Consider the following 20,358-nt stretch of genomic DNA (forward strand, 5'->3'; position numbering starts at 1 on the left):
ATCTTCCTCCATTCTAAAAATACAATTGATCAATGATGCTTAAATAATCAATTTTGACAGGGTATTGTATCGGTATCTCTAAGCCCTGTTCTTGTATTACTTGATAAGGGATTGACTTTCTCCCTCCATTACTTTGACTCTCCCAATACGGAAAAAGTTTCGTTGCTGGGAAAAAAAACGTTTGATCATAACAATGGAAACGAATTAAGATAAAAGCAATACCACTATGCGCAACGATAGATTTCATATGTTCGACCTGATGTTCATGAAAATTACTTAAAGGGAACGAAGTCTTGTTTTTTGTTTCTTTTGCTTCAAAATCAATATATTTTCCTCGATAAAGTCCATTATAATCGGTTGTAGATGCCTGCTTAAAATATCCTTCCTTAATTACTGCCGCACTACGTTTCGGGTAATCCACTTTAACAATTTGAACAGGTGTGGGTTTTTTGTGTACAACAGCGATATCTCTACTCAGATAATATTTGTTTGTATCATTAATATCTTCTTCTAAAGTCATTCCCCGATTACTGAAGTCAGGATCTTTTTTTCTCTTTGAAATGCTAGTAATCTTGTTATTCTTCTTTCCATTCGGATAATTCATTACATTTCCCTCCTGCATGAGAGTATCATACCAGATAATTAGTACTTTTGAGAACAAAAAAGCATAATTGAGTAAAATATAAGGAATGAACCACGAAAGAATAACTTCAATTGATCCTACTCCTATTATAATCCTATTTTGGTTATTTTATAATCCTACTTCTATATTATTTTTTTCATCATAATAATAGTTTGGTAAATAAAGAGCATTATAACACTAGTTTTGTATAGAAAACACTAGTTTTGTCAGTTGGGAAGGTAGATAGAAAGAGTTGTCGAAATCAAAGTTAACCAAAACAAACGAAAAATGGAGTTGAGAAAAATGCGAGACATAATCGAGAAAGAAGCTTATCAAATGAAGTTTAGAAAACTGATGGATAATATGACCAAAGTTGATCAACAGGTGACAATTAAAATAGATCAATGGGTAACAAAAGAAAGAACGATGATGGAAGATAAGATTAATCAAACATCCATTCACTTGACTGTTGTTGAGGAAACACAAATAAAAAATAAAGTAACGAAATTAAAGCGATTTTCACTGGCCAAACTATTTATTCCAGCTAGAAATTTGTAAGTCGTAGATAAAGTGCAATTTTAATGCTTCAATGGATGCTGCGTGTTGCAAACTGATTCCCCTTTTTATACAATTCGTGATAAAGTGAATAGAAGGGGGCATTTTGAAATGAAGAAATTTCTCGACATCACGAGTCAATTAAAGAGCGAATTAGAAAAGTTAAAGCAAAGATATCTAACCGAAGAAAAACCGGAGAACAAACGTGATCCTGATTTTTTTGCCATGGCGAAAGCAGAAACAAGCCATCTTTTTCAGTTGATCGATACGTGGGAAGAAGAGGCAAATGATCTTATCCAAAAGCGTGTGATTACTTCTGTCCATCCTCAACAAGTTATCTCCACCAAAGAGAACATGGAGCTGTTGTTGATGCATAGTTATTATATTGATGTTAACAAAAAAAGGTATATGGAATTATTTCAGTCTGTATTTTACGTTTTCGACTTAGCAGTTCGTAATTGAGTAAAAAAAATATCCTGAATATGGTCATCTGTCTTAGACGTCTTCGCCTTTCTTAACATAAGTTAATAGTGAACCAATCAGATAAGTTAATTGATTGAAGAAAAAGCTATTATAACAGAAAGGGGATCATTTATGTATCCAGGAACTTGTGGACCAACAAAGACGGTGGTTTGTCCGACTAAGTTTAATCAAGTGAACACTTGTAGTCAAAGCAATGTGAACTATGTGCACCCATCGCATACAAACGTATTGAATCATCATTTAGTGAAAAATACGCACTTCTATCCACACACGACATCATACCAAAATACAGTAAGTCATGTTAACCAGTATGGTGGTGCATTTTTCCCACCGCAACAACCAGTAGCAAGACCATGGCGATAGATAACTTTCGATACAAAAAAGCTGGGACTCCAGCTTTTTTGTATCTTTACATAAAGTGAAACATCAATCTGCGGGGCCTCTAGGTTTACGTTCACTTAAACAGTTTGGTAATTCTCGATGTTTTGAAACGGGAGTCTTACCGGACGATCGTTCCGGGATAAAGGGGAAGATAGCGAGATGGAAAAAGTAATGACGGTGACTGGATATAAGTCCTATGAATTAAATATAGCCAAGCTGAGCGATCCGAAGATTTTTTTTATAAAAGAAGCGTTAAGAAAAGCCATCATCGCTTTTATTGAAAATGGTGGGGAATGGATTTTGATTTCTGGTCAGTTAGGCGTTGAACTATGGGCAGCTGAAGTTATCCGTGATCTTAGAGATAATTATGAAATAAAGTATGCAGTAATTCCACCATTTGATGAACAGGAGAAGCGTTGGTCAGAAGGGGAACAAGAAATGTATCAAAAGATTGTTGCTGAGGCAGATTTTTTTCAATTGTTATACCAAGGTCCATACCAAGGTCCATTTCAGTTCAAAGCGAAAAATAAGTGGTTACTGGAAAAAAGCGATGCTAGCTTAATTTTAGTGGATGAGGAATTTCCAGGAAGTGTTCAATACTATTTAGACATAGCGAAACAAGAAGAGAAGCACAATAGTTATTCAATTTATTACCTAACACCATTTGATTTAGAGGAAATTGTTAGAGAATGGAATGAAAATAATAACAATTTATTGAATGAATGATTGACATTTGCGCCTAAATTTGAAAAAATACTAATAAGTGTTGTGAATAAGAGGTGAATAATAATGACAACAGAAACAAATCAATTACAAGCAAAAGACATTCTAGATAAAAACTTTAAAACATCCATGCGAGGCTATAATCAAGAAGAAGTGGATGAATTCTTAGATGTAATTATTCAAGATTATGAATTTTTCGCCAATCAAATCGAACAATTAAAACAAGAAAACGATCGTTTGAAATCAAAAGCAGAACAAACAAGACCTCGCACGCAGACATCTAATCATCAAGTGAACTATGACATTTTAAAGCGATTATCTAATTTAGAAAAGGCTGTTTTTGGAAAGAAATATGTAGATTCGTAAGCGACTGTTAGATGGTAAATCTTAACGGGTGTTTTTCTTTTGTATACGTGTTATACTATATTTTAGTGTTCAATCATTAGAATATGAGAATCGTATAGATAATGAATGTTTTGATAATCGCTGTGCATGTATGTGCTCAGAGGAAAGTCCATGCTCACACAGGCTGCGATGCTTGTAGTGTTCGTGCTTGATGAATTCATAAATCAAGGGAATCGAGTATTCGATTAACGGCAGGATAAGTAGCTAAGTCTTTTTTAAGATATGCTATGATATCCTTGAAAGTGCCACAGTGACGTAGTCAGACTGGAAACAGTTTGAGTGGAACGAGGTAAACCCCACGAGTGAGCAACCCAAATTTTGGTAGGGGCATCTTGTAGTAGGGAAACGAACCGAAACAAGGACAAGTAACAAGATTACTTGTAGATAGATGGTTATCACCAAGGTACAAGGCTGACCACCGTTTGTAGTACTTTGGGACAGAACATGGCTTATAAAACATTCATTGGTTAACTAAAGATTTAAAAACCTTTCAACAGCATAGTTGCTGTCGAAAGGTTTTTTGTTTAGTATAGGAGTTATAATAGTTCATAGGCATATTTACGGAAATAGAGAGGATAAGTTTAATGAAGAAAACAGTAACATTATTGGCAACGGCAGCAATGGGGTTGGAGTCGGTTGTAGCTAACGAGGTAAAAGCCCTTGGTTATCAGGATGTACAGGTAGAAAACGGCAAAGTTCAGTTTGATGCAGATATTTCTGCTATCCCACGATGCAATTTGTGGCTGCGAACTGCGGATCGTTTAAAAGTAGTTGTTGGGCAATTTACAGCAAAAACATTTGATGAACTGTTTGAAAAGACAAAAGCATTGGATTGGGAGTATTATATTCCGGAGGAAGGTAAATTTCCTGTCCTTGGAAAATCAGTGAAATCAACGCTATATAGTGTATCCGATTGTCAAGCGATCGTAAAAAAAGCGGTTGTAGAGAAATTAAAACAAAAACATGGAGTAGCTTCAAGAATGCCAGAATCCGGTGCGCTTTATCGAATTGAAGTAGCTCTTTTAAAAGATGTTGTAACATTAACCTTGGATACTTCTGGAGCAGGATTACATAAGCGAGGCTACCGTGTTGGACAAGGGGAAGCACCTTTAAAAGAAACCATGGCAGCTGCTCTTGTTCAATTAACCAATTGGAGGCCCGATTACCCGTTAGTTGACTTGTTTTGTGGTTCAGGAACGATTTTAATTGAAGCGGCATTAATCGGACAAAATATTGCCCCAGGTTTTAATCGAGAATTCGCAAGTGAGGATTGGTCCTTTCTGCCATCATCTTTATGGGAAGAAGCTTTCCAAGAGGCCGAAGAGAAAGCAAATTATGATCAAGCCTTAGACATTACTGGTATGGATCTAGATCCTAAAATGATAGATATTGCGAAGAAAAACGCAGTCGAGGCAGGACTAGCAGATTTAATCCAATGGAAACAGATGCATGCAGCTGATTTCTCTCCAAAAAAAAATAATGGGTATCTTATTTCTAACCCTCCTTATGGGGAACGAATTGGTGATCGACCGCAAGTAGAGAAAATCTATCGGGAATTAGGAAAAGTCATGAACCAAAACGATTCGTGGAGTAGTTATGTATTAACATCACATGAAAACTTTGAAGCATTGTATGGAAAAAAAGCAACGAAAAAAAGAAAATTATTTAATGGTTTTATTAAAGTCGATTATTACCAATACTTCGGCAAACACAAGTAAATCGGAGGGTTTAAAATGGAAAAGATGAAACAACAGTTTACGGATTTATTAAAAGAACAAAACGCATACAAAGAAGCACTTGGTTTAATTCAATGGGATTTACGAACGAAAATACCGAAAAACGGGATGGAACAACGTGCAGAGGTGATTGGGTTATTATCTGAAAAAATTCATCAGTTATCTACTTCCTCTCAAATGAAGACTTATATTGATGAGTTAAAAGGGAAGACAAACGATGCCGTTTTAGAAAAAGTGATAGAAAAATGTGAAGAAGATTATTTGCGTAGCAGCAAAATTCCGGATCATGAATTCAAGGAGTTTGTAACATTACGTTCAAAATCAGAATCAGTCTGGCAAGAAGCGAGAGAAAAGGATGATTTCTCTTTATTGCAACCATATTTAGAGCAGTTAGTTGCCTATAATAAAAAATTCGCCACTTACTGGGGCTATGAAACAAATAAATATAACGGTTTATTAGATAAGTATGAATCTGGTTTAACCACATCCGTATTAGATGAAGTTTTTCAGAAAGTAAAGGAAGCTTTGACAGCTTTAGTGAAAAAAATCGAGCAATCTGAGGTTGAAATTGATGTTGATCTATTGTTGCATCATTTCCCAAAAGAAGATCAAGAAAAATTTAGTTTAGCTATTCTTGAAAAGATGGGATATGACTTTCAAGCTGGTCGATTAGATGAAACCATTCATCCGTTCGCAATTGGAATAAATCCACAAGACGTTCGAGTTACTACGCGTTACGATGAAAAAGATTTCAGAATGGCTGTATTTGGTACGATTCACGAGGGAGGTCATGCATTATACGAACAAAACATCTCTCCTGAATTGTATCAAACACCATTAGCATCAGGTACTTCGATGGGAATCCATGAATCGCAATCATTATTCTGGGAAAATTTCGTTGGTCGTAGTGAAGGTTTTTGGCAATCACACTTTGATCTATTTCGTAGTATTGCCCCAGCAGCTTTTCAATCCTTAGATTTCACTACATTTTATCAAGCAATCAATGAAGTGAAACCTAGTTTTATTCGAATCGAAGCAGATGAATTAACCTATTGCTTACACATCATTATTCGTTATGAGTTAGAGAAGGACTTAATTGATGGTGAGTTAGAAGTGAAAGATCTACCAGAAGCTTGGAATCAAAAAATGGAAGACTATTTAGGAATCCGTCCGAAGAACAATAAACAAGGAGTATTACAAGATATTCACTGGTCTGCAGGAGATTTTGGTTACTTCCCAACCTATGCGCTCGGATATATGTATGCTGCTCAATTGCATCATCAAATGAAACAAGAACTTGATCTAGGAACAATCATTCAATCTGGTGACTTTGCTCCAATTAAAGAATGGATGACGAAACATGTGCATCAGCACGGAAAAATGAAGAAGCCATTGGAGATTATTCGTGATGTAACCGGTGAAGGGTTGAATGCAGATCATTTAATTGCGTACTTAACAGAGAAGTATTCAAAAATCTATCAGTTATAATGTTTCGTTGATGACAAAAGTGAATATTGAACAGAGAAACCGATTCTATTTCTGAATGATTCAGTTAGATTCGGTTTTTCTTTTACGATGGCTCTGTTAAATTATAGTGTTGTTTTTTCTCAAAATTAATGGAAACCAATGCTACAAAGGTTTCCATTAATTCAAAATAACTTTTAAGAGGTTAATCAAAGAAAGAATTTAATCCAAAATACTGTGTTAAAGGAACTTTTCGACCTTCGTTATGCCAATTATGATACTCCTTAAACACAGCATTCAGATTATTGTTAGCACGAACTTCTACTAAATGCTTTACAGCGAGATAACTTCGCCAATAATCAAACATAATACTTGATAAATTACCTTCATATGAATTACTACCAAAGTTGTCTATTGAATGTTTTCCGTATTTATCATTGAATGTTTCTACTAATTTCATTTCTGTAAAAGTTATATCATTAAATTCTTTCTCGCTTAATAGTATTTTTCGAGGTAGATAAAAACACATCCCTTCCTCGAACCAAATACTATCTTCTCTTTCGTCTTCAAATTCATCTAAAAATAAGTCTGAATGGTGTGTTAGTTCGTGTGCTAATATGATAAATACTTGGTTTTCAGAAAAATTCTTGTAAAACTTTCTAACATCTGGAAGTTCTTTATCGTCTAATTGTTTTACAAGAATATTCCTCCACGTTACTATATCAGGCGACATATATATTAAATTTTTATTTGTATAGGCAGGAATAGGTATTTCCGAGAACACAGTAGTGGCTAATTCTTCATTAGTCCATAAAATTGCTTTTGGAAAATCCCTCAAAGCATATTCGTTTTCGAGTACCTGTTGATATTCCTTCAATTTTTCATTAAATCGTTGTATCGTATCCTGATGTTTTTCATATTCCTCTATACCCTCAAAAGCAAAGATATGTTTCATTACGTTTCCCCCATTATTTTTCTTTCGTTGAAATAATAAGTGTTACACACTAAACTTTGATAGACGCAAACTATCATAAGTATCTATCATTTCAAATACAAATGATGATAACAAGAATTCTTTGATATTGTGTTTTGTACTTTCATTACTACGACTATCAATGAACAAAAACCAAGATAGGTAATTATCGAGATATTTTGTAGCAACACCTTTAAATCGGTCTAACCACTGTTTCATACGAGAATGTAGTCCATTTACATTCTGAATATGGTACAAGCCTTTAATAACGTGCTTCCCATCATTTGATTTAATTCTATAATGTTCTATTCCCTTTTCCTTCGCATAGGTTTTGTATGCTCTCCAAGCGTCAGTTACAAACACATTTTCTGTTGAAAGTTTAGACCCAATCATATTATCGACCTTAGTTTTCACAACTCGACCCATACAAGCAACTTTGGAGACGGTTGCTTTTGTTCGGTCTCTGGCAACAAGAACACAGACCTGTTCGTGGCTAATACCTCTGTGTTTAGATTTCCCTCCACGCTTACGAGGTTTGCGGTCAGAAATGCCACGCTTACCTTTTTCGGAGTATAAGAAATAGGTCTCGTCAACTTCAACGATACCTTCAAATTGCTCAAAATCCAATTGTTTTAAGGCACTTAATAGTTTGTGCCTCCAATAAAATAGTGTAACCCAAGTAACCCCTACGATTTCGGCAGATTTTCGTAGGGAATAATCTTTGAACATACAATCAACAAATGTAATCCACTCATTCCCTTTTCGTGTTCGGTAAAGAACAGTATTTGTTGTATCAGTAAATGTTTTACTGCAACACATACAGCGATAGCGTTGGCGGTCATTATATTTTCCAAACCTAACTACGTGTCCTGAAGCACAATGTGGGCATTCAAACCCTTCCTTAAAACGAGTTTCTCGCATTTCGTTAATTAGGCGACCACCGACAGATGAGGAAGGTTCAACATAGCGTTTAACCCATTGAAAAATACGTTCTTTTTCTGTATGTGTCAGTTTGTCTATGTGCTTTAACAAGTTATTAAACGGTTTGCTCATTCTTACACGCCACTAATCGAATGTACGTTCTCAATTTGATTATATCAAGAATTTAGCAAGGTATCAAATTTCAACATTAAACAATAACAGAGCCTTTACGATAAAAACTGCTGAAGTCACGAACGGAAATGTATGTTCGTATAAAAAGCTTTACAGCAAAATCTGATTTGTATTATACTAGGTGAAAGTATGGTTGTTCACCTTGAAAAAAGAAAGAAAATTGTCCAAGCGTAGCAACGGGGAGAGGATTGGATGAAAAACGATCGAACTTTAGCTGATTATATTGAACACTTATGGGTAAAAGGATTCAAGTTAACTGACGAACAAGTACACTTCATTTATTTTGGTAAACAATATACGAATGCAAGTGACAAACTAGTTCGAATTGCTTTAGAAACAACACTGCGAATTCAATATAGTTTTGATGGGAGCTTTTATATTAGCTTACTTGAATTATTAAAAGAAAATAATATTATTACCATTGCGCAAGCTAAAAAGCTTTTCCATGAAAGAGGGATTAAGTAACAATCGTTTGTTTTGTGAAAATGGCGTTCCTCGCTAGTTTATCTGCCGCTTTGTTTTGCTGATCAGGAATCCATTTGATAAAACAAAAAGGGAAAACATCCATTAACGTTAGAATCTCCTGCAAAAGTGGTTGATAAAGTGGGTTTTTCGTGAACTGTCTTTCAATCATATCAACAACTAACTTTGAATCAGTACGAATAGATATAATCTGATCTGGATAGGTTTTTTGACATATTTCTAGTGCTTTAATGACCGCATACCATTCCGCCTCATGATTGGTTAAGTCGCCTAAGAAAAACTGTCCCGTGTGATAAATCAACTTGTTTTTAATTACTACTCCAGCACCGCTTGGACCAGGATTTCCGCTGGCAGCTCCATCTACATATACTTCTAACATCGATAACTCCCCTTACTATTCAGAAAAAAACGGCGACAACTGTCACCGTCTTACGATTATTTTTTTTCAACGTTTGTTGCTTGTGGTCCACGATCGCCTTCTACAATCTCAAAGACTACTTCTTGGCTTTCCTCTAGTGTTTTAAATCCTTCTTCTTGGATAGCGGAATAATGTACGAACACATCATTACCATCTTCCGTTTCAATAAAACCATAGCCTTTTTCTGCGTTAAACCACTTTACTATACCACTTTGCATGTACACAATCCTCCTAAGAATGTCCACGATTAAACGTGGGAGTAAATACAAATAAAACATATGGACGGACAGAAAAAAGATAGCTACACAGAAGCGTAGGATCATTCGTGCATCCACTTCTTCTGTAGAAGCTATCTGTCATCCATACATCTTCTTTGCTTAGCTATAATATAGCGTACTTATTTTTTATCGTCAAGAAATTGAAAACGGTAGATAGTTATGTAAAAATGAAGGAATATTACTTCATGAAATTATTTTTTTATCTAATTTTTTTAAAGAAAGTTCCACTTAAAGTTAATATTCCTAAGCCACAAATCAGAAAAGGGGAAATTCATGAAAGAAAAAGAAGTAATCCATGAGATAGAGAAATATATTACAAAAAAATTCGCTTTCGATACCACAGGACATAATGCGGAACATATGTACCGTGTAGCAAAAATGGTTAAATTCCTTGCGATTCATGAGGAATCGGATCATTTTGTATGTGAAATTAGTGGTTGGGTTCATGACCTTATTGATGAAAAATTAACAGATAATCCAGAACGAGAAAAACAACAGATGCTTCAGTTATTACAGAAACTTCAACTATCCCAACAACAAATCGTAGCAATTTTTGAAGCAATCATAACCGTATCCTTTCGTAAACAGAAAACACCAACAACAAAAGTCGGGCAAATTGTTCAAGATGCGGACAGGCTAGATGCTTTGGGGGCGATTGGAATTGCTCGAGCATTTAGTTATGGTGGAAGTAAACACAGACCGATATATAAAGGAGAAGAAAGAACTGATGACCAGTCGACTGTCCAACACTTCTATGATAAATTATTACAATTAAAAGAACAGATGCATACCACAACAGCAAAAAAAATTGCTAATGACCGGCATGAATTTCTTCATACATTTCTTGAACAGTTTAAACGAGAATGGTATTTTCTTGATGAAGGAAACTTTGTTTGAGTGGAATTAAAATAGAGCAAGTAGTAACATTACTACTTGCTCACGGAATTTCTTTTCTTTACTTATTCACTTGAATTCTTCTTGCACCAAGATAACGTTCTTGCCAATAGCTCTCACTGAGTTCAGAAATCTGCACACCACGCGATTCGCTGGCGTGGATAAATTGATTATTTCCCATGTAAATCCCTGCATGAGAAGGTCCTTTTTTGTATGTTTCGAAAAAGACAAGGTCACCAACAGATGGTTGATCTACACGAGTTGCTACGTTCCACATTTCTGATACAGTACGAGGTAGCTGTATGTTTTTTTGCTTGAAAACATATTGAATATATCCACTACAATCAAACCCATCAGGAGAAGTACCGCCCCAACTATACCTTGTGCCAATATGATCTTTTGCACCTTGTAACAACTGATTGACATCAAACGTTTGATAGTCGCTTTTGTTCGCAGCTTTTACCGTTTCTTCTTGTTCTGAAACTTCTTTTGGCGCTGAAGAAACACGAACTTCACTTTCTACCGCCATTGTTTGAATTAGTTGATCATTTACCGCATTCGTTACAGTAAGACCATGATCTTGTTGGAAATCGGTCAATGCTTTATTTGTTTTAGGTCCGAAAATGCTATCCACTTCTTCCAGATAGTACCCAAAGTAATACAGTGCTTCTTGAATCGTTTTGACATGGTCTCCGATTTCACCATACTCTAAAGGTTGATCAATTTTTCTTAACGGGGCTAAGTATCGTTGCCTTTCCTGTTCCAGTAGTCGTTGGACTGTTTCCACATCAACGGCGCCATTTGCCGTAATATCATGGTCGGATTGAAATTTTTTTAGGGCATATTCTGTAAATATCCCGAATTCTCCATCAATTTCTTCATCATAGTAAGTTAAGTCGTTTAACTTTTGCTGAAGTACCCGCACCATGTTACTATGGTCCCCGTAAGCAATAATAACTTCATCTTGTTTAAATAGCTCATTTTGCAACATGGGGTATGCATCTACGTAGAATGAAAAAGGTTGTGTCATGACATATCCGTAGGCAACAGAATGTTTTAACATCTGCTCAAGACTTGCATTTGCTAACAAGAATAACGCCTCCTTTATCAACAACATTCTTCTCTCCTTTATCCTATGATTTAAATTGGTCAGAAATGTTTATTGAATCAAATGAAATAATTCTGTAATATGAGACAATAGAGGTAAATAGTAACGGAGGGATATCATGTCAAAAAATGAACAAGCTTATTTAGATTTATGTCAAACCATTTTAGAGCAAGGAAATAAAAAACAAGATCGTACAGGGACAGGGACGTATTCTGTTTTTGGGGCACAAATGCGATTTGATTTGTCAGAAGGATTCCCATTACTTACGACAAAACGGGTTAACTTTCAATTAATCGCTTCTGAATTAATCTGGTTTATTCGAGGAGATACCAATATTCAATACTTATTAAAAAATAACAACAATATTTGGAATGAGTGGGCGTTTAAACGATGGGTGGAGAGCGATGAATATCAAGGACCTGATATGACGGACTTTGGTAATCGTAGTTTAGTGGATGATGCTTTTGCTGCAAGCTATCGAGAAGAAATGAATGCATTTAAACAACGTGTAATTGAAGATGACCAATTTGCTGAGAAATATGGTGATCTAGGCCCGGTGTATGGTAAACAGTGGCGGGCTTGGCAAACATCAAAAGGAGAAACCATTGATCAATTAAAAGAGGTGATCGCTTCGATTAAGACGAATCCAGACTCTAGACGTCATATTGTATCTGCTTGGAATCCAGAAGATGTTCCAAGTAATATGGCACTGCCTCCTTGTCACACGATGTTCCAATTTTATGTGGCGGATGGGAAACTTTCTTGTCAATTATATCAACGAAGTGCTGATGTCTTTCTCGGTGTACCATTTAACATTGCAAGCTACGCACTTCTCACTCAACTAGTGGCACACGAATGTGGACTAGAAGTAGGGGAATTTGTTCATACACTAGGGGATACACATATCTATCAAAATCATGTCGATCAAGTGAAAACACAGTTATCACGGACACCTTATGCCTTACCAAAAATAAAAATTAATCCAGCACTTCCATCCATTTTTGATTTAGAATTAACGGATATCGAATTAGTCGATTATCAAAGTCACCCAGCAATCAAAGCTCCGATTGCTGTATAAAAAATTGAATAGAAAGGAGAGCTAGTAAATGATTGCAATTATAACCGCAATGAGTAAGAATGGCGTCATAGGCAAAGACAATTGGATGCCTTGGAACATACCTAGGGACTTGCAATTTGTAAAAGATACAACAAAAAATCACACGATTATTATGGGGCGAAAAACATTTGAAACGTTTAATCGCCCTTTACCAGAACGAGAGAATGTTATTATTACGAGTAATCATGCATACACACAAGCTGGATGTACGGTTATTCATTCGATGGAAACCGTATTGAATTGGAACAAAGAAAATCCAGAAAAGGTCTTTTTTATCTTTGGTGGAGGGGAAGTGTATCGGCAATTCCTTCCCTATACGGATCGAATGTATGTGACGTATATTGATGAAACTTTTTCCGGAGATACGTATTTTCCATCGTATGATCCAGATCAATGGCAGGAAACGAGTAAAGTAAAAGGGGTTAAGGATGATGCCAACCCTTACGATTATTATTTCATCCAATATGACCGGAAAAAATAGATGCTAGTGAGCGAGGTAATTACGAATGAAATCTTTTCATGAATACATGATGCGTTATCGAGGAGCTAAATTAGCTAGTCAAAAAAAAGAACGCGAATTAGCGGAATGGATGTTTCATGATCACGACTTCCCAAAACATAGTTGTGATTATGATGAAATCAGTCGCTATTTAGAATGGAATATTCCATTTACCGATGCCCTTCGATTGTTTGATCAATTATGGGAGGACTATATCGAAACACAAAGATAGGCTCTTTTTCTAAGAGTCTATTTTCACATAAATGAGTTTTACTTGTTTACAAGATAGGAGAGGAGGAGAAGTTATGAAAATTTTACATACAGCCGATTGGCACCTTGGCAAAATAGTCAATGGTGTTCATATGACAGAGGACCAAGCAGAAGTTCTGAAACAAGTAATTCAGATCATTCGTCAAGAAAAACCGGATGTCATGATTATAGCTGGTGATGTTTACGACCGGTCTGTACCTCCAAAAGAAGCGGTTGAATTATTAGATCAGACATTAACCGAATTAATCACTGATTTTAATATGCCAATACTGATTACTTCCGGTAACCATGACAGCCCAGATCGACTTCATTTTGGTAGTCGCTTATTTAGAGAGAACAATCTGTTTATTGAAACGAAACTTTCAGAAAAAATTCCTAAGATTACGCTAACGGATCAATCTGGCCCTGTGCACTTTCATCTTATACCATACGTAGAACCAGCAGATGTACGCCCGATGTTTCCTGATCACAAAATACAGACGCATCAAGAAGCGATGGAACAAATAGTTCAGCAGATAAAAAGTAATGAAGATATGAATGAACGTCATGTCTTGATTGCACACGCTTTTATCACAGGGGGAATGGAATCGGATTCAGAAGAACGTTTATCGATGATTGGCGGCAGCCCCTACATTGACGCTCACATTTTCCATGATTTTCATTACGTTGCCTTAGGACACTTACATCAACCACAAAAAGTGAGTAAAGAAACCATCCGTTATAGTGGCTCCCTCTTAAAGTATTCCTTCTCAGAGGCGAATCACAAGAAGTCGGTCACGATGATTGAACTCGATGATTGTGGCAAAGCGGATATCGAGCGGATTCCACTCCACCCGAAACGAGACATGCGTATAATAGAAGGTTATTTCAATGATATAATTTCGAATGAAGACATTGCCCCTAGTGAAGATTATTTGCACGTTCGATTGCTTGATGATGGTCAATTATTAGATCCAATCGGTAAACTTCGCAAAAAATTTCCGAATGTGTTGCGACTAGAACGTAAAGCAAAGCAATCAAATCTCGGTCTACATGAAATGAAGCAAATTCGAGAAAAACAGCAAATGTCCCACACCCAACTCTTTGAAGCGTTTTACCAGGAAATGAAGGGGGAAGAGATTCCACCAAATCGTGCTGAGCACATTCATCGAACGGTTGATCAATTAATGAAACAAGAAAGGGAGCAATAACATGCGTGCATTAATGTTAACCATGACAGCTTTTGGACCTTATAATGAGCAACAAGTTATTGATTTTCGTCAGCTAGGTGAGGAATCAATTTTTTTGGTAACTGGTCCTACTGGTGCAGGTAAAACAACGATATTTGATGCGATTTGTTTTTGTCTTTATGGGAAAGCAAGTGGTAGTGAACGAGAGCATGATACGTTTCGTAGTGATTTTGCTTCTAGCGATCAATTAACTGCTGTTAGCTTTCTTTTTCAACTAAAAGGAAAGACGTATTTAGTGAAACGTCAACCGAAACAAATGCGACCAAAAGAGCGCGGAGAAGGATTGCGGGAAGAACCAGCTCAAGCAGAATTCTATCAAGTCGAAGAAGAGGAAGAAAAGATTCTTCATACAAAAATAAAAGATGTGAACGAAACGATCGAACAGTTATTAGGTTTAGATTATGACCAGTTCCGAAAAATGATCATGATTCCTCAAGGGGAATTTCGCAAATTAATCGCCGAAAATAGTAAAGATCGAGAAGAAATCTTGCAGAAGATCTTTCGCACCTATTTTTATCGTGACATCACCGATACATTGAAAGCAGAAGCGAAAGAGAAAAAAGAAGCATTAGAACAAATAGAGTGGAAACTAACACAAGAAATCGAAAAATTGGATGGGCATGAGGAAGGCTTGTCCGACCATAGTACGAAGGAAGTAATGGATGAGCTTACCGAACGGATAGAAATAAATCAAAAGCTTAAGTTATCGATTGAAGAAGAAAAAAAGAAAAGGGAAGAAGTACGAAAAGAAAGACAAGCTCACTTCTTTCAAGGTAAACAATTAGCCGAACTATTTGATGAACAAAGTCAACTGTTCATTGAAAAAACGAAATTAGAGCAAAAGAATGCGGAGATCACAGACAAAAGAACGATCGTATCATTAGCTGAAAAAGCCGAACAAATTGTGCCGATCGAAAAACAATTAAAGAACCGAAAAAAAGAGTGGGAAATGCAGCAACAACGCTTATCCTCGCTAGAAAACAAGAGGCAACAATTACAGAAACAAAGTGAGTCGATTGCCGCTCAATACCAAGCTTTTCAACAAAATGAACAAAAGATGGAGCAAAAACGGCAAGATATTCAAACAAAAATGAGTCAATTGACCAAGTGGATACAATACGAAAAAATCGCCGATGAACTCAAACAAGTAAAAGAAGCAAAGGAGGAAGCTCGAACTAAACAAAAACAATTAGAACAGAAAAAGCAAGACAATCAAGATCAGCTTAAAGCGTTAGAAAAACAGTTAGAAGATCATCTAACAATTACGAACCAATATTTCCAAGCGAAAGAAGCGTTATCGCAAGCAGTTACAAAGACAGAACAATTTGAACGATTATCTTCTGCCTTCACTAAGTTAACACAGTTGCGCTCCGAATATAAAAAAGTAGAAGAAAAGTACCAAGCCCAAAAACAAGCGTTAACAAAGCAACAAAAAAAGTTAGAAGAGATAGAAACAGAAAAAAGAAATCAACATGCATTGCTACTTGCCGCACATCTAGAAGAGGGTGCACCTTGTCCTGTTTGTGGATCTGAGGAACATCCAAAACTAGCAAAATCAGAAAATGAAGCTGCCGCTAATCAATCAAATGAGCAAGTACAAGAAGAAATAAATAAGCTAACGAAAGCATTGGAACTCTGTCAAGATCAATTAATTGATGCAAAATCGAACGGTCAAGGTCAACGACAACTGGTCGAAGAACTAGTTCAACCGTTCGATACTACTTTTGATAAGTTAAATGATCAAGAGCTATTAATATTAGGACAAACATGTCAAAAAAATCAGCAAGCTAAACAACAAGAACTTCAACGATTAGAAAAGCAAGTCGGGGAAATGGATCAAAAGCAGAAACAGAAGCAAACCCTAGCAAAACAGGTAGAAAATGTACAAGTTGAATTAGAAAAGAATGCAAAAAGAAATGAAGAAATTCATACGAAATATATTAAACTAGCAGGAAAGCTCGAACAATTAAAAGAAGAAATACCAACTGTTAAAAAAACAAGGCAAGCGTGGCAAGCGGAGATGGAAGTCCAAAAAACAGAAGTCGAACAATGGTTTACGGATTGGAAAAGACTGAAACACCAGATTGACGAACACAATTTAGCAATTGCTGATGTGAAATCGTCCGTAAAATCTCATCAAGCTTTTTTAAGTGAAACGAAGCAAGCTTGGAACAAAGAACACGATGCATTTACTGCTGCCTTAAAAGAATATGGGTTTGAGTCAGAAAAAGCCTACCAAGAAGCAAAAGAGAAGCGTGAACACATCGAGCAATTCCAACAAGAGATTAAAGAATACGAACAACGCCTCGACCGTGTGAAAGATCGTCTAGCTACTTTATCTGTTCAATTAAAAGAAAATCAGAAACCTGACTTGGATCTACTAGAAAAAGCAGCAAACGAAGCGAATGAAAAATGTGAAGAAACGATGCAACAGCTTCATCAAGTAGAACAAGAGCTAACTAATCAAAAACGTATTTTGCAAAACCTTACGCTACTATCTGACAAGCATAATGATATCGCAAAAGCATATTATGATATCGCTGAATTAGCTAATTTAGCACGAGGAGATAATCATTTACGCTTATCCTTTGAACGATATGTTTTATCCTCATTTCTTGATGAAATTTTATTGCAAGCGAATTTACGAATGGATCAATTAACGGAACATCGTTATCAATTAATACGTAGTGATCAGATCGCAAAACGAGGAGCACAAAGTGGATTAGACTTAGAAGTGATGGACCAACATACAGGAAAAAGACGTTCCGTCCGCACGTTATCAGGCGGAGAAGGATTCAAGGCTGCCTTAAGCCTAGCATTAGGTATGGCTGATGTGGTTCAAGCACATGCTGGTGGGGTGCAATTAGAAACACTATTCATTGATGAGGGGTTCGGTACGTTAGATGAATTATCGTTAGAACAAGCGATTGACTGTTTAAAAGGTTTGCAGCAATCGAATCGAATTCTCGGGATTATTTCACATGTACCTCAATTAAAAGAAGAAATACATGCAAAGTTAGTCATTACCCCTTCACCTCGAGGATCAACGGTAACATTTCACTTATAAAATCTCGTCAGATTTAGTATAATATAGTATATAGAATAGGAGGTCATCATCTATGTCGATGCCACTTACCATGGAATGGAAACTAATAACAGAAGGTTTAGAAAAACGTGTAGAAAAAAAAGAAAATCATTTTTCCATTACGCTACCAGGATATCGTCTTTATCCAATCCAAGATCCCATTGAAATTAGACGACATGTAGAATCAGATCAAATAGGTTACGGGAAAGTTGTCGAGCTTACCTGGCGCGACGATGAAACCATTTGTACTTATCAACTACTTTCTTTGTATAGTGTCAATTAGCGACAAGTTGTAGTTAAGTTTTCATCATTCCTTGTCATAATCTCGCGGTTGATGCGCTTGCCCGGGAAATAGAGTAAACTATTTCATGATTATTTTTACCAATTGTTAAATAAAAATGCCGATCGTTGTGTGAATCACTAGGATCGGCATTTTTGTTAGTTTCAAGAGTTTTCGATCACTCTTCTAAATAACAAGTATGTTCCTAAAAAAAGAAATATCCAATTGATTGAAGTTTCCCTTTTTTCGATTCAAAAAAATACGCATACGCCTACACTTTTTTTGTTAAATTACGTACAATATCCTAGCACATGGATGAGAAATGAGGGATAAATATGTATCCGACAAATGGTTTCCATCATTCACCACCTGCTTATCAAAATTATATGCCGAATCAAGCACCAAGTTTTCCTGCTGGGTATCAATCCGGATATCAGCCATCTTTTCAACAATGGCCGAATCAATATATGACAAATCAAACTTCCAACTTCAACCCGACACAAGCAGCGCCAGCGGAGAAAACTGGACTTCAAGGTTTATTACAAAAAATCATGCCGTCCCTTACATCAACAAGTGGAGGGAGTGGGAGCAGTGGTGGCGGACTGACGAAAACAGTAGATAACATTCAACAAGTAATTAAGATGACCCAACAAATTACACCAATGGTCCAGCAATATGGACCTTTTATAAAAAATTTACCTAGCATGTTAGCGATGTTAAAAGCATTTCAAGCGGCAGATCTAGCAGATAGTGAAGAAGAAAGCTCAGAAAATCCAGACAATCAAGAGGATAAAGAGAGTGACGGGGACAAGAGTAAGGATGAAGGAGAAGATATTCTAGATCAGCTTTTGAAAGAAGACGATGATGATCAAGTAGATGTAGAGCAACAAAAAAAAGCAGAGCATGAAGCTGAAATAAAAAAAGAAAAAGCAGATAGTGAAAAAAAGAAAAAAAAACAAACGGAGAATATCTATATTATCGAAACAGCAGAAGGTCCATCCAAAAGAAAAAAGAAGAATGAAGAAAAAACGGAAGAAGCAGAAGCTAAACGAGATTCACAACCAGTGCTATATATTTGATTCCCATTACTATTCCATTTACAATAGATCTAATCCATAACAAAATAAGAAGCTATTGAGGTGAATAGTAATGGAACAAAATAAAGCATATGCTACATTTGCAGGTGGTTGTTTCTGGTGTATGGTAGAACCATTTGATCAACAACCAGGTATTATCTCGGTTGTTTCTGGATACACGGGTGGACATACAGAAAATCCAACCTACGAACAAGTTTGTGAAAATACGACAGGGCATGTCGAGGCGGTACAAATCATTTTTGATCCTAGTGTCTATTCCTATCACAAACTATTAGATGTGTTTTGGAAACAAATTGATCCTACTGATCCTGGTGGTCAATTTAATGATCGTGGTGAATCGTATCAAACGGCGATTTTTTATCATACGGAAGAGCAGAGGGAGATTGCAGAACAATCTAAGCAAGCGTTAATCCAATCCGGTAAATTTTCCGATCCCATTGTTACGAAAATTTTACCTGCACAAACGTTTTATCCAGCCGAAGAAAAACATCAAGATTATTACAAAAAGAATGCTTTTCACTATCGATTATATAAACAAGGATCTGGTCGTGCCGCTTTTATCAAAGAGCATTGGCAACCATCCTATAATAAGGACGAACTGAAAGAGAAACTTACACCAATTCAATATAAGGTAACACAAGAAAACGGTACAGAAGCACCCTTTCAAAATGAATATTACGACCATGATCAGGATGGAATTTATGTGGATATCGTTAGTGGGGAACCTCTGTTCTCGTCAACAGATAAATATGATGCTGGCTGTGGATGGCCAAGCTTTACAAAACCCATTAACCGAAATCAATTAGCGGAATCATTGGACACGACACATGGCATGCGAAGAATTGAAATTCGAAGTAAGGATGCCGATTCACACTTAGGTCATGTCTTTGATGATGGTCCGAAAGAAAGTGGTGGTTCTCGTTATTGCATTAATTCTGCCGCTTTACGTTTCATACCAAAAGAGCGGTTGGCGGAAGAAGGCTATGAAGAGTATCTTGCTTTATTTCGTTAATGACAAGGAAAACTGTTGGCTCGTACACCAATGACTACATTGGTTCTTTCTACAGTTTTTTATGTCGGTCAGCCCACATCATGATCTTCCACCATTCCATGCGTTGACATGTTTGTTTCTCATTTGCTGTCCT

Annotated in this window: 23 protein-coding genes and 1 other RNA gene; 18 read left to right on the plus strand and 6 right to left on the minus strand. The window is 36.3% G+C overall.

The features are described 5' to 3' along the window. Positions 1–13: 13 nt before the first annotated feature. Entirely contained in the window at positions 14–604 is a 591-nt protein-coding gene (gene recU, locus OWO01_RS01520) for a Holliday junction resolvase RecU (protein WP_268778658.1), read from the minus strand. Between the two features lie 321 nt (positions 605–925). Here recU and OWO01_RS01525 point away from each other — a divergent pair, with 321 nt between their 5' ends. The 8 genes from OWO01_RS01525 to OWO01_RS01560 all read left to right on the plus strand — a co-directional run bounded on the left by OWO01_RS01525 (position 926) and on the right by OWO01_RS01560 (position 6,393). Beyond that, the gene (locus tag OWO01_RS01525; RefSeq protein WP_268778659.1) at positions 926–1,180 is read left to right on the plus strand and encodes a hypothetical protein; all 255 of its coding nucleotides are present in this window, start codon (positions 926–928) and stop codon (positions 1,178–1,180) included. Between the two features lie 108 nt (positions 1,181–1,288). Then, the gene (locus OWO01_RS01530; RefSeq protein ID WP_268778660.1) at positions 1,289–1,639 is read left to right on the plus strand and encodes a DUF1798 family protein; all 351 of its coding nucleotides are present in this window, start codon (positions 1,289–1,291) and stop codon (positions 1,637–1,639) included. Positions 1,640–1,771: 132 nt separating this feature from the next. After that, positions 1,772–2,023 carry a CotD family spore coat protein gene (locus OWO01_RS01535; RefSeq protein WP_268778661.1) on the plus strand — a complete coding sequence of 84 codons (252 nt, stop codon included), beginning with the start codon at positions 1,772–1,774 and terminating at the stop codon, positions 2,021–2,023. Positions 2,024–2,200: 177 nt separating this feature from the next. Beyond that, a complete protein-coding gene (locus OWO01_RS01540; protein WP_268778662.1) occupies positions 2,201–2,767 on the plus strand; it encodes an SLOG family protein in 567 nt (188 codons plus the stop codon). A 63-nt stretch (positions 2,768–2,830) separates the two neighbouring features. Further along, the gene (gene gpsB, locus OWO01_RS01545; protein ID WP_268778663.1) at positions 2,831–3,130 is read left to right on the plus strand and encodes a cell division regulator GpsB; all 300 of its coding nucleotides are present in this window, start codon (positions 2,831–2,833) and stop codon (positions 3,128–3,130) included. A gap of 105 nt (positions 3,131–3,235) precedes the next feature. Further along, positions 3,236–3,626: RNase P RNA component class B (gene rnpB, locus OWO01_RS01550), an RNA gene on the plus strand. Between the two features lie 127 nt (positions 3,627–3,753). Further along, a complete protein-coding gene (locus OWO01_RS01555) occupies positions 3,754–4,887 on the plus strand; it encodes a THUMP domain-containing class I SAM-dependent RNA methyltransferase (RefSeq protein ID WP_268778664.1) in 1,134 nt (377 codons plus the stop codon). Between the two features lie 15 nt (positions 4,888–4,902). Then, the gene (locus OWO01_RS01560; protein WP_268778665.1) at positions 4,903–6,393 is read left to right on the plus strand and encodes a carboxypeptidase M32; all 1,491 of its coding nucleotides are present in this window, start codon (positions 4,903–4,905) and stop codon (positions 6,391–6,393) included. Between the two features lie 181 nt (positions 6,394–6,574). Here OWO01_RS01560 and OWO01_RS01565 read toward each other — a convergent pair whose 3' ends face one another. Then, a complete protein-coding gene (locus OWO01_RS01565) occupies positions 6,575–7,324 on the minus strand; it encodes a hypothetical protein (protein WP_268778666.1) in 750 nt (249 codons plus the stop codon). Between the two features lie 42 nt (positions 7,325–7,366). Next, complete coding sequence (locus tag OWO01_RS01570) at positions 7,367–8,395, minus strand: IS1595 family transposase (RefSeq protein WP_268778667.1); 1,029 nt, start codon at positions 8,393–8,395, stop codon at positions 7,367–7,369. Between the two features lie 252 nt (positions 8,396–8,647). Here OWO01_RS01570 and OWO01_RS01575 point away from each other — a divergent pair, with 252 nt between their 5' ends. After that, entirely contained in the window at positions 8,648–8,920 is a 273-nt protein-coding gene (locus OWO01_RS01575; protein WP_268778668.1) for a DUF6123 family protein, read from the plus strand. Here OWO01_RS01575 and OWO01_RS01580 read toward each other — a convergent pair. After that, the gene (locus tag OWO01_RS01580) at positions 8,913–9,317 is read right to left on the minus strand and encodes a ribonuclease HI family protein (protein ID WP_268778669.1); all 405 of its coding nucleotides are present in this window, start codon (positions 9,315–9,317) and stop codon (positions 8,913–8,915) included. The two genes, OWO01_RS01575 and OWO01_RS01580, sit on opposite strands and share 8 nt — an antisense overlap. Before the next feature lie 56 nt (positions 9,318–9,373). After that, positions 9,374–9,574, minus strand: coding sequence for a cold-shock protein (locus OWO01_RS01585; RefSeq protein WP_268778670.1), 201 nt, complete (start codon positions 9,572–9,574; stop codon positions 9,374–9,376). A gap of 333 nt (positions 9,575–9,907) precedes the next feature. Between OWO01_RS01585 and OWO01_RS01590 the strand changes: the two genes are divergently transcribed. After that, on the plus strand, positions 9,908–10,531 hold the full coding sequence (locus tag OWO01_RS01590; RefSeq protein ID WP_268778671.1) for an HD domain-containing protein: 624 nt from the start codon (positions 9,908–9,910) through the stop codon (positions 10,529–10,531). 58 nt (positions 10,532–10,589) lie between these two features. Here OWO01_RS01590 and OWO01_RS01595 read toward each other — a convergent pair whose 3' ends face one another. Beyond that, positions 10,590–11,618, minus strand: a complete 1,029-nt coding sequence (locus OWO01_RS01595; protein ID WP_268778672.1) for a C40 family peptidase — start codon at positions 11,616–11,618, stop codon at positions 10,590–10,592. 136 nt (positions 11,619–11,754) lie between these two features. Between OWO01_RS01595 and OWO01_RS01600 the strand changes: the two genes are divergently transcribed. The 8 genes from OWO01_RS01600 to msrA all read left to right on the plus strand — a co-directional run bounded on the left by OWO01_RS01600 (position 11,755) and on the right by msrA (position 20,225). Next, complete coding sequence (locus OWO01_RS01600) at positions 11,755–12,714, plus strand: thymidylate synthase (RefSeq protein WP_268778673.1); 960 nt, start codon at positions 11,755–11,757, stop codon at positions 12,712–12,714. Between the two features lie 28 nt (positions 12,715–12,742). Continuing rightward, positions 12,743–13,234 carry a dihydrofolate reductase gene (locus OWO01_RS01605; RefSeq protein WP_268778674.1) on the plus strand — a complete coding sequence of 164 codons (492 nt, stop codon included), beginning with the start codon at positions 12,743–12,745 and terminating at the stop codon, positions 13,232–13,234. Between the two features lie 25 nt (positions 13,235–13,259). Next, positions 13,260–13,484 carry a YozE family protein gene (locus OWO01_RS01610; protein ID WP_268778675.1) on the plus strand — a complete coding sequence of 75 codons (225 nt, stop codon included), beginning with the start codon at positions 13,260–13,262 and terminating at the stop codon, positions 13,482–13,484. Positions 13,485–13,557: 73 nt separating this feature from the next. Next, the gene (locus OWO01_RS01615; protein ID WP_268778676.1) at positions 13,558–14,712 is read left to right on the plus strand and encodes an exonuclease SbcCD subunit D; all 1,155 of its coding nucleotides are present in this window, start codon (positions 13,558–13,560) and stop codon (positions 14,710–14,712) included. 1 nt (position 14,713) lies between these two features. After that, positions 14,714–17,818, plus strand: a complete 3,105-nt coding sequence (locus OWO01_RS01620; RefSeq protein ID WP_268778677.1) for an SMC family ATPase — start codon at positions 14,714–14,716, stop codon at positions 17,816–17,818. A gap of 52 nt (positions 17,819–17,870) precedes the next feature. Next, the gene (locus OWO01_RS01625) at positions 17,871–18,119 is read left to right on the plus strand and encodes a DUF2584 family protein (protein WP_268778678.1); all 249 of its coding nucleotides are present in this window, start codon (positions 17,871–17,873) and stop codon (positions 18,117–18,119) included. 332 nt (positions 18,120–18,451) lie between these two features. Beyond that, complete coding sequence (gene vrrA / locus OWO01_RS01630) at positions 18,452–19,195, plus strand: VrrA/YqfQ family protein (RefSeq protein WP_268778679.1); 744 nt, start codon at positions 18,452–18,454, stop codon at positions 19,193–19,195. 70 nt (positions 19,196–19,265) lie between these two features. After that, positions 19,266–20,225: a peptide-methionine (S)-S-oxide reductase MsrA gene (msrA, locus tag OWO01_RS01635; protein WP_268778680.1), complete on the plus strand. Its 960-nt coding sequence runs from the start codon at positions 19,266–19,268 to the stop codon at positions 20,223–20,225. Positions 20,226–20,358 lie beyond the last annotated feature (133 nt).

Source organism: Natronobacillus azotifigens, assembly GCF_026805325.1.
In the GTDB taxonomy this organism is placed as follows: domain Bacteria; phylum Bacillota; class Bacilli; order Bacillales; family Amphibacillaceae; genus Natronobacillus; species Natronobacillus azotifigens.

What these genes read in the sequence shown, in the direction of transcription:
- recU (WP_268778658.1), bottom strand. Translation starts at nt 604, where the DNA reads ATGAATTATCCGAATGGAAAGAAGAATAACAAGATTACTAGCATTTCA.
- OWO01_RS01525 (WP_268778659.1), top strand. Translation starts at nt 926, where the DNA reads ATGCGAGACATAATCGAGAAAGAAGCTTATCAAATGAAGTTTAGAAAA.
- OWO01_RS01530 (WP_268778660.1), top strand. Translation starts at nt 1,289, where the DNA reads ATGAAGAAATTTCTCGACATCACGAGTCAATTAAAGAGCGAATTAGAA.
- OWO01_RS01535 (WP_268778661.1), top strand. Translation starts at nt 1,772, where the DNA reads ATGTATCCAGGAACTTGTGGACCAACAAAGACGGTGGTTTGTCCGACT.
- OWO01_RS01540 (WP_268778662.1), top strand. Translation starts at nt 2,201, where the DNA reads ATGGAAAAAGTAATGACGGTGACTGGATATAAGTCCTATGAATTAAAT.
- gpsB (WP_268778663.1), top strand. Translation starts at nt 2,831, where the DNA reads ATGACAACAGAAACAAATCAATTACAAGCAAAAGACATTCTAGATAAA.
- OWO01_RS01555 (WP_268778664.1), top strand. Translation starts at nt 3,754, where the DNA reads ATGAAGAAAACAGTAACATTATTGGCAACGGCAGCAATGGGGTTGGAG.
- OWO01_RS01560 (WP_268778665.1), top strand. Translation starts at nt 4,903, where the DNA reads ATGGAAAAGATGAAACAACAGTTTACGGATTTATTAAAAGAACAAAAC.
- OWO01_RS01565 (WP_268778666.1), bottom strand. Translation starts at nt 7,324, where the DNA reads ATGAAACATATCTTTGCTTTTGAGGGTATAGAGGAATATGAAAAACAT.
- OWO01_RS01570 (WP_268778667.1), bottom strand. Translation starts at nt 8,395, where the DNA reads ATGAGCAAACCGTTTAATAACTTGTTAAAGCACATAGACAAACTGACA.
- OWO01_RS01575 (WP_268778668.1), top strand. Translation starts at nt 8,648, where the DNA reads ATGAAAAACGATCGAACTTTAGCTGATTATATTGAACACTTATGGGTA.
- OWO01_RS01580 (WP_268778669.1), bottom strand. Translation starts at nt 9,317, where the DNA reads ATGTTAGAAGTATATGTAGATGGAGCTGCCAGCGGAAATCCTGGTCCA.
- OWO01_RS01585 (WP_268778670.1), bottom strand. Translation starts at nt 9,574, where the DNA reads ATGCAAAGTGGTATAGTAAAGTGGTTTAACGCAGAAAAAGGCTATGGT.
- OWO01_RS01590 (WP_268778671.1), top strand. Translation starts at nt 9,908, where the DNA reads ATGAAAGAAAAAGAAGTAATCCATGAGATAGAGAAATATATTACAAAA.
- OWO01_RS01600 (WP_268778673.1), top strand. Translation starts at nt 11,755, where the DNA reads ATGTCAAAAAATGAACAAGCTTATTTAGATTTATGTCAAACCATTTTA.
- OWO01_RS01605 (WP_268778674.1), top strand. Translation starts at nt 12,743, where the DNA reads ATGATTGCAATTATAACCGCAATGAGTAAGAATGGCGTCATAGGCAAA.
- OWO01_RS01610 (WP_268778675.1), top strand. Translation starts at nt 13,260, where the DNA reads ATGAAATCTTTTCATGAATACATGATGCGTTATCGAGGAGCTAAATTA.
- OWO01_RS01615 (WP_268778676.1), top strand. Translation starts at nt 13,558, where the DNA reads ATGAAAATTTTACATACAGCCGATTGGCACCTTGGCAAAATAGTCAAT.
- OWO01_RS01620 (WP_268778677.1), top strand. Translation starts at nt 14,714, where the DNA reads ATGCGTGCATTAATGTTAACCATGACAGCTTTTGGACCTTATAATGAG.
- OWO01_RS01625 (WP_268778678.1), top strand. Translation starts at nt 17,871, where the DNA reads ATGTCGATGCCACTTACCATGGAATGGAAACTAATAACAGAAGGTTTA.
- vrrA (WP_268778679.1), top strand. Translation starts at nt 18,452, where the DNA reads ATGTATCCGACAAATGGTTTCCATCATTCACCACCTGCTTATCAAAAT.
- msrA (WP_268778680.1), top strand. Translation starts at nt 19,266, where the DNA reads ATGGAACAAAATAAAGCATATGCTACATTTGCAGGTGGTTGTTTCTGG.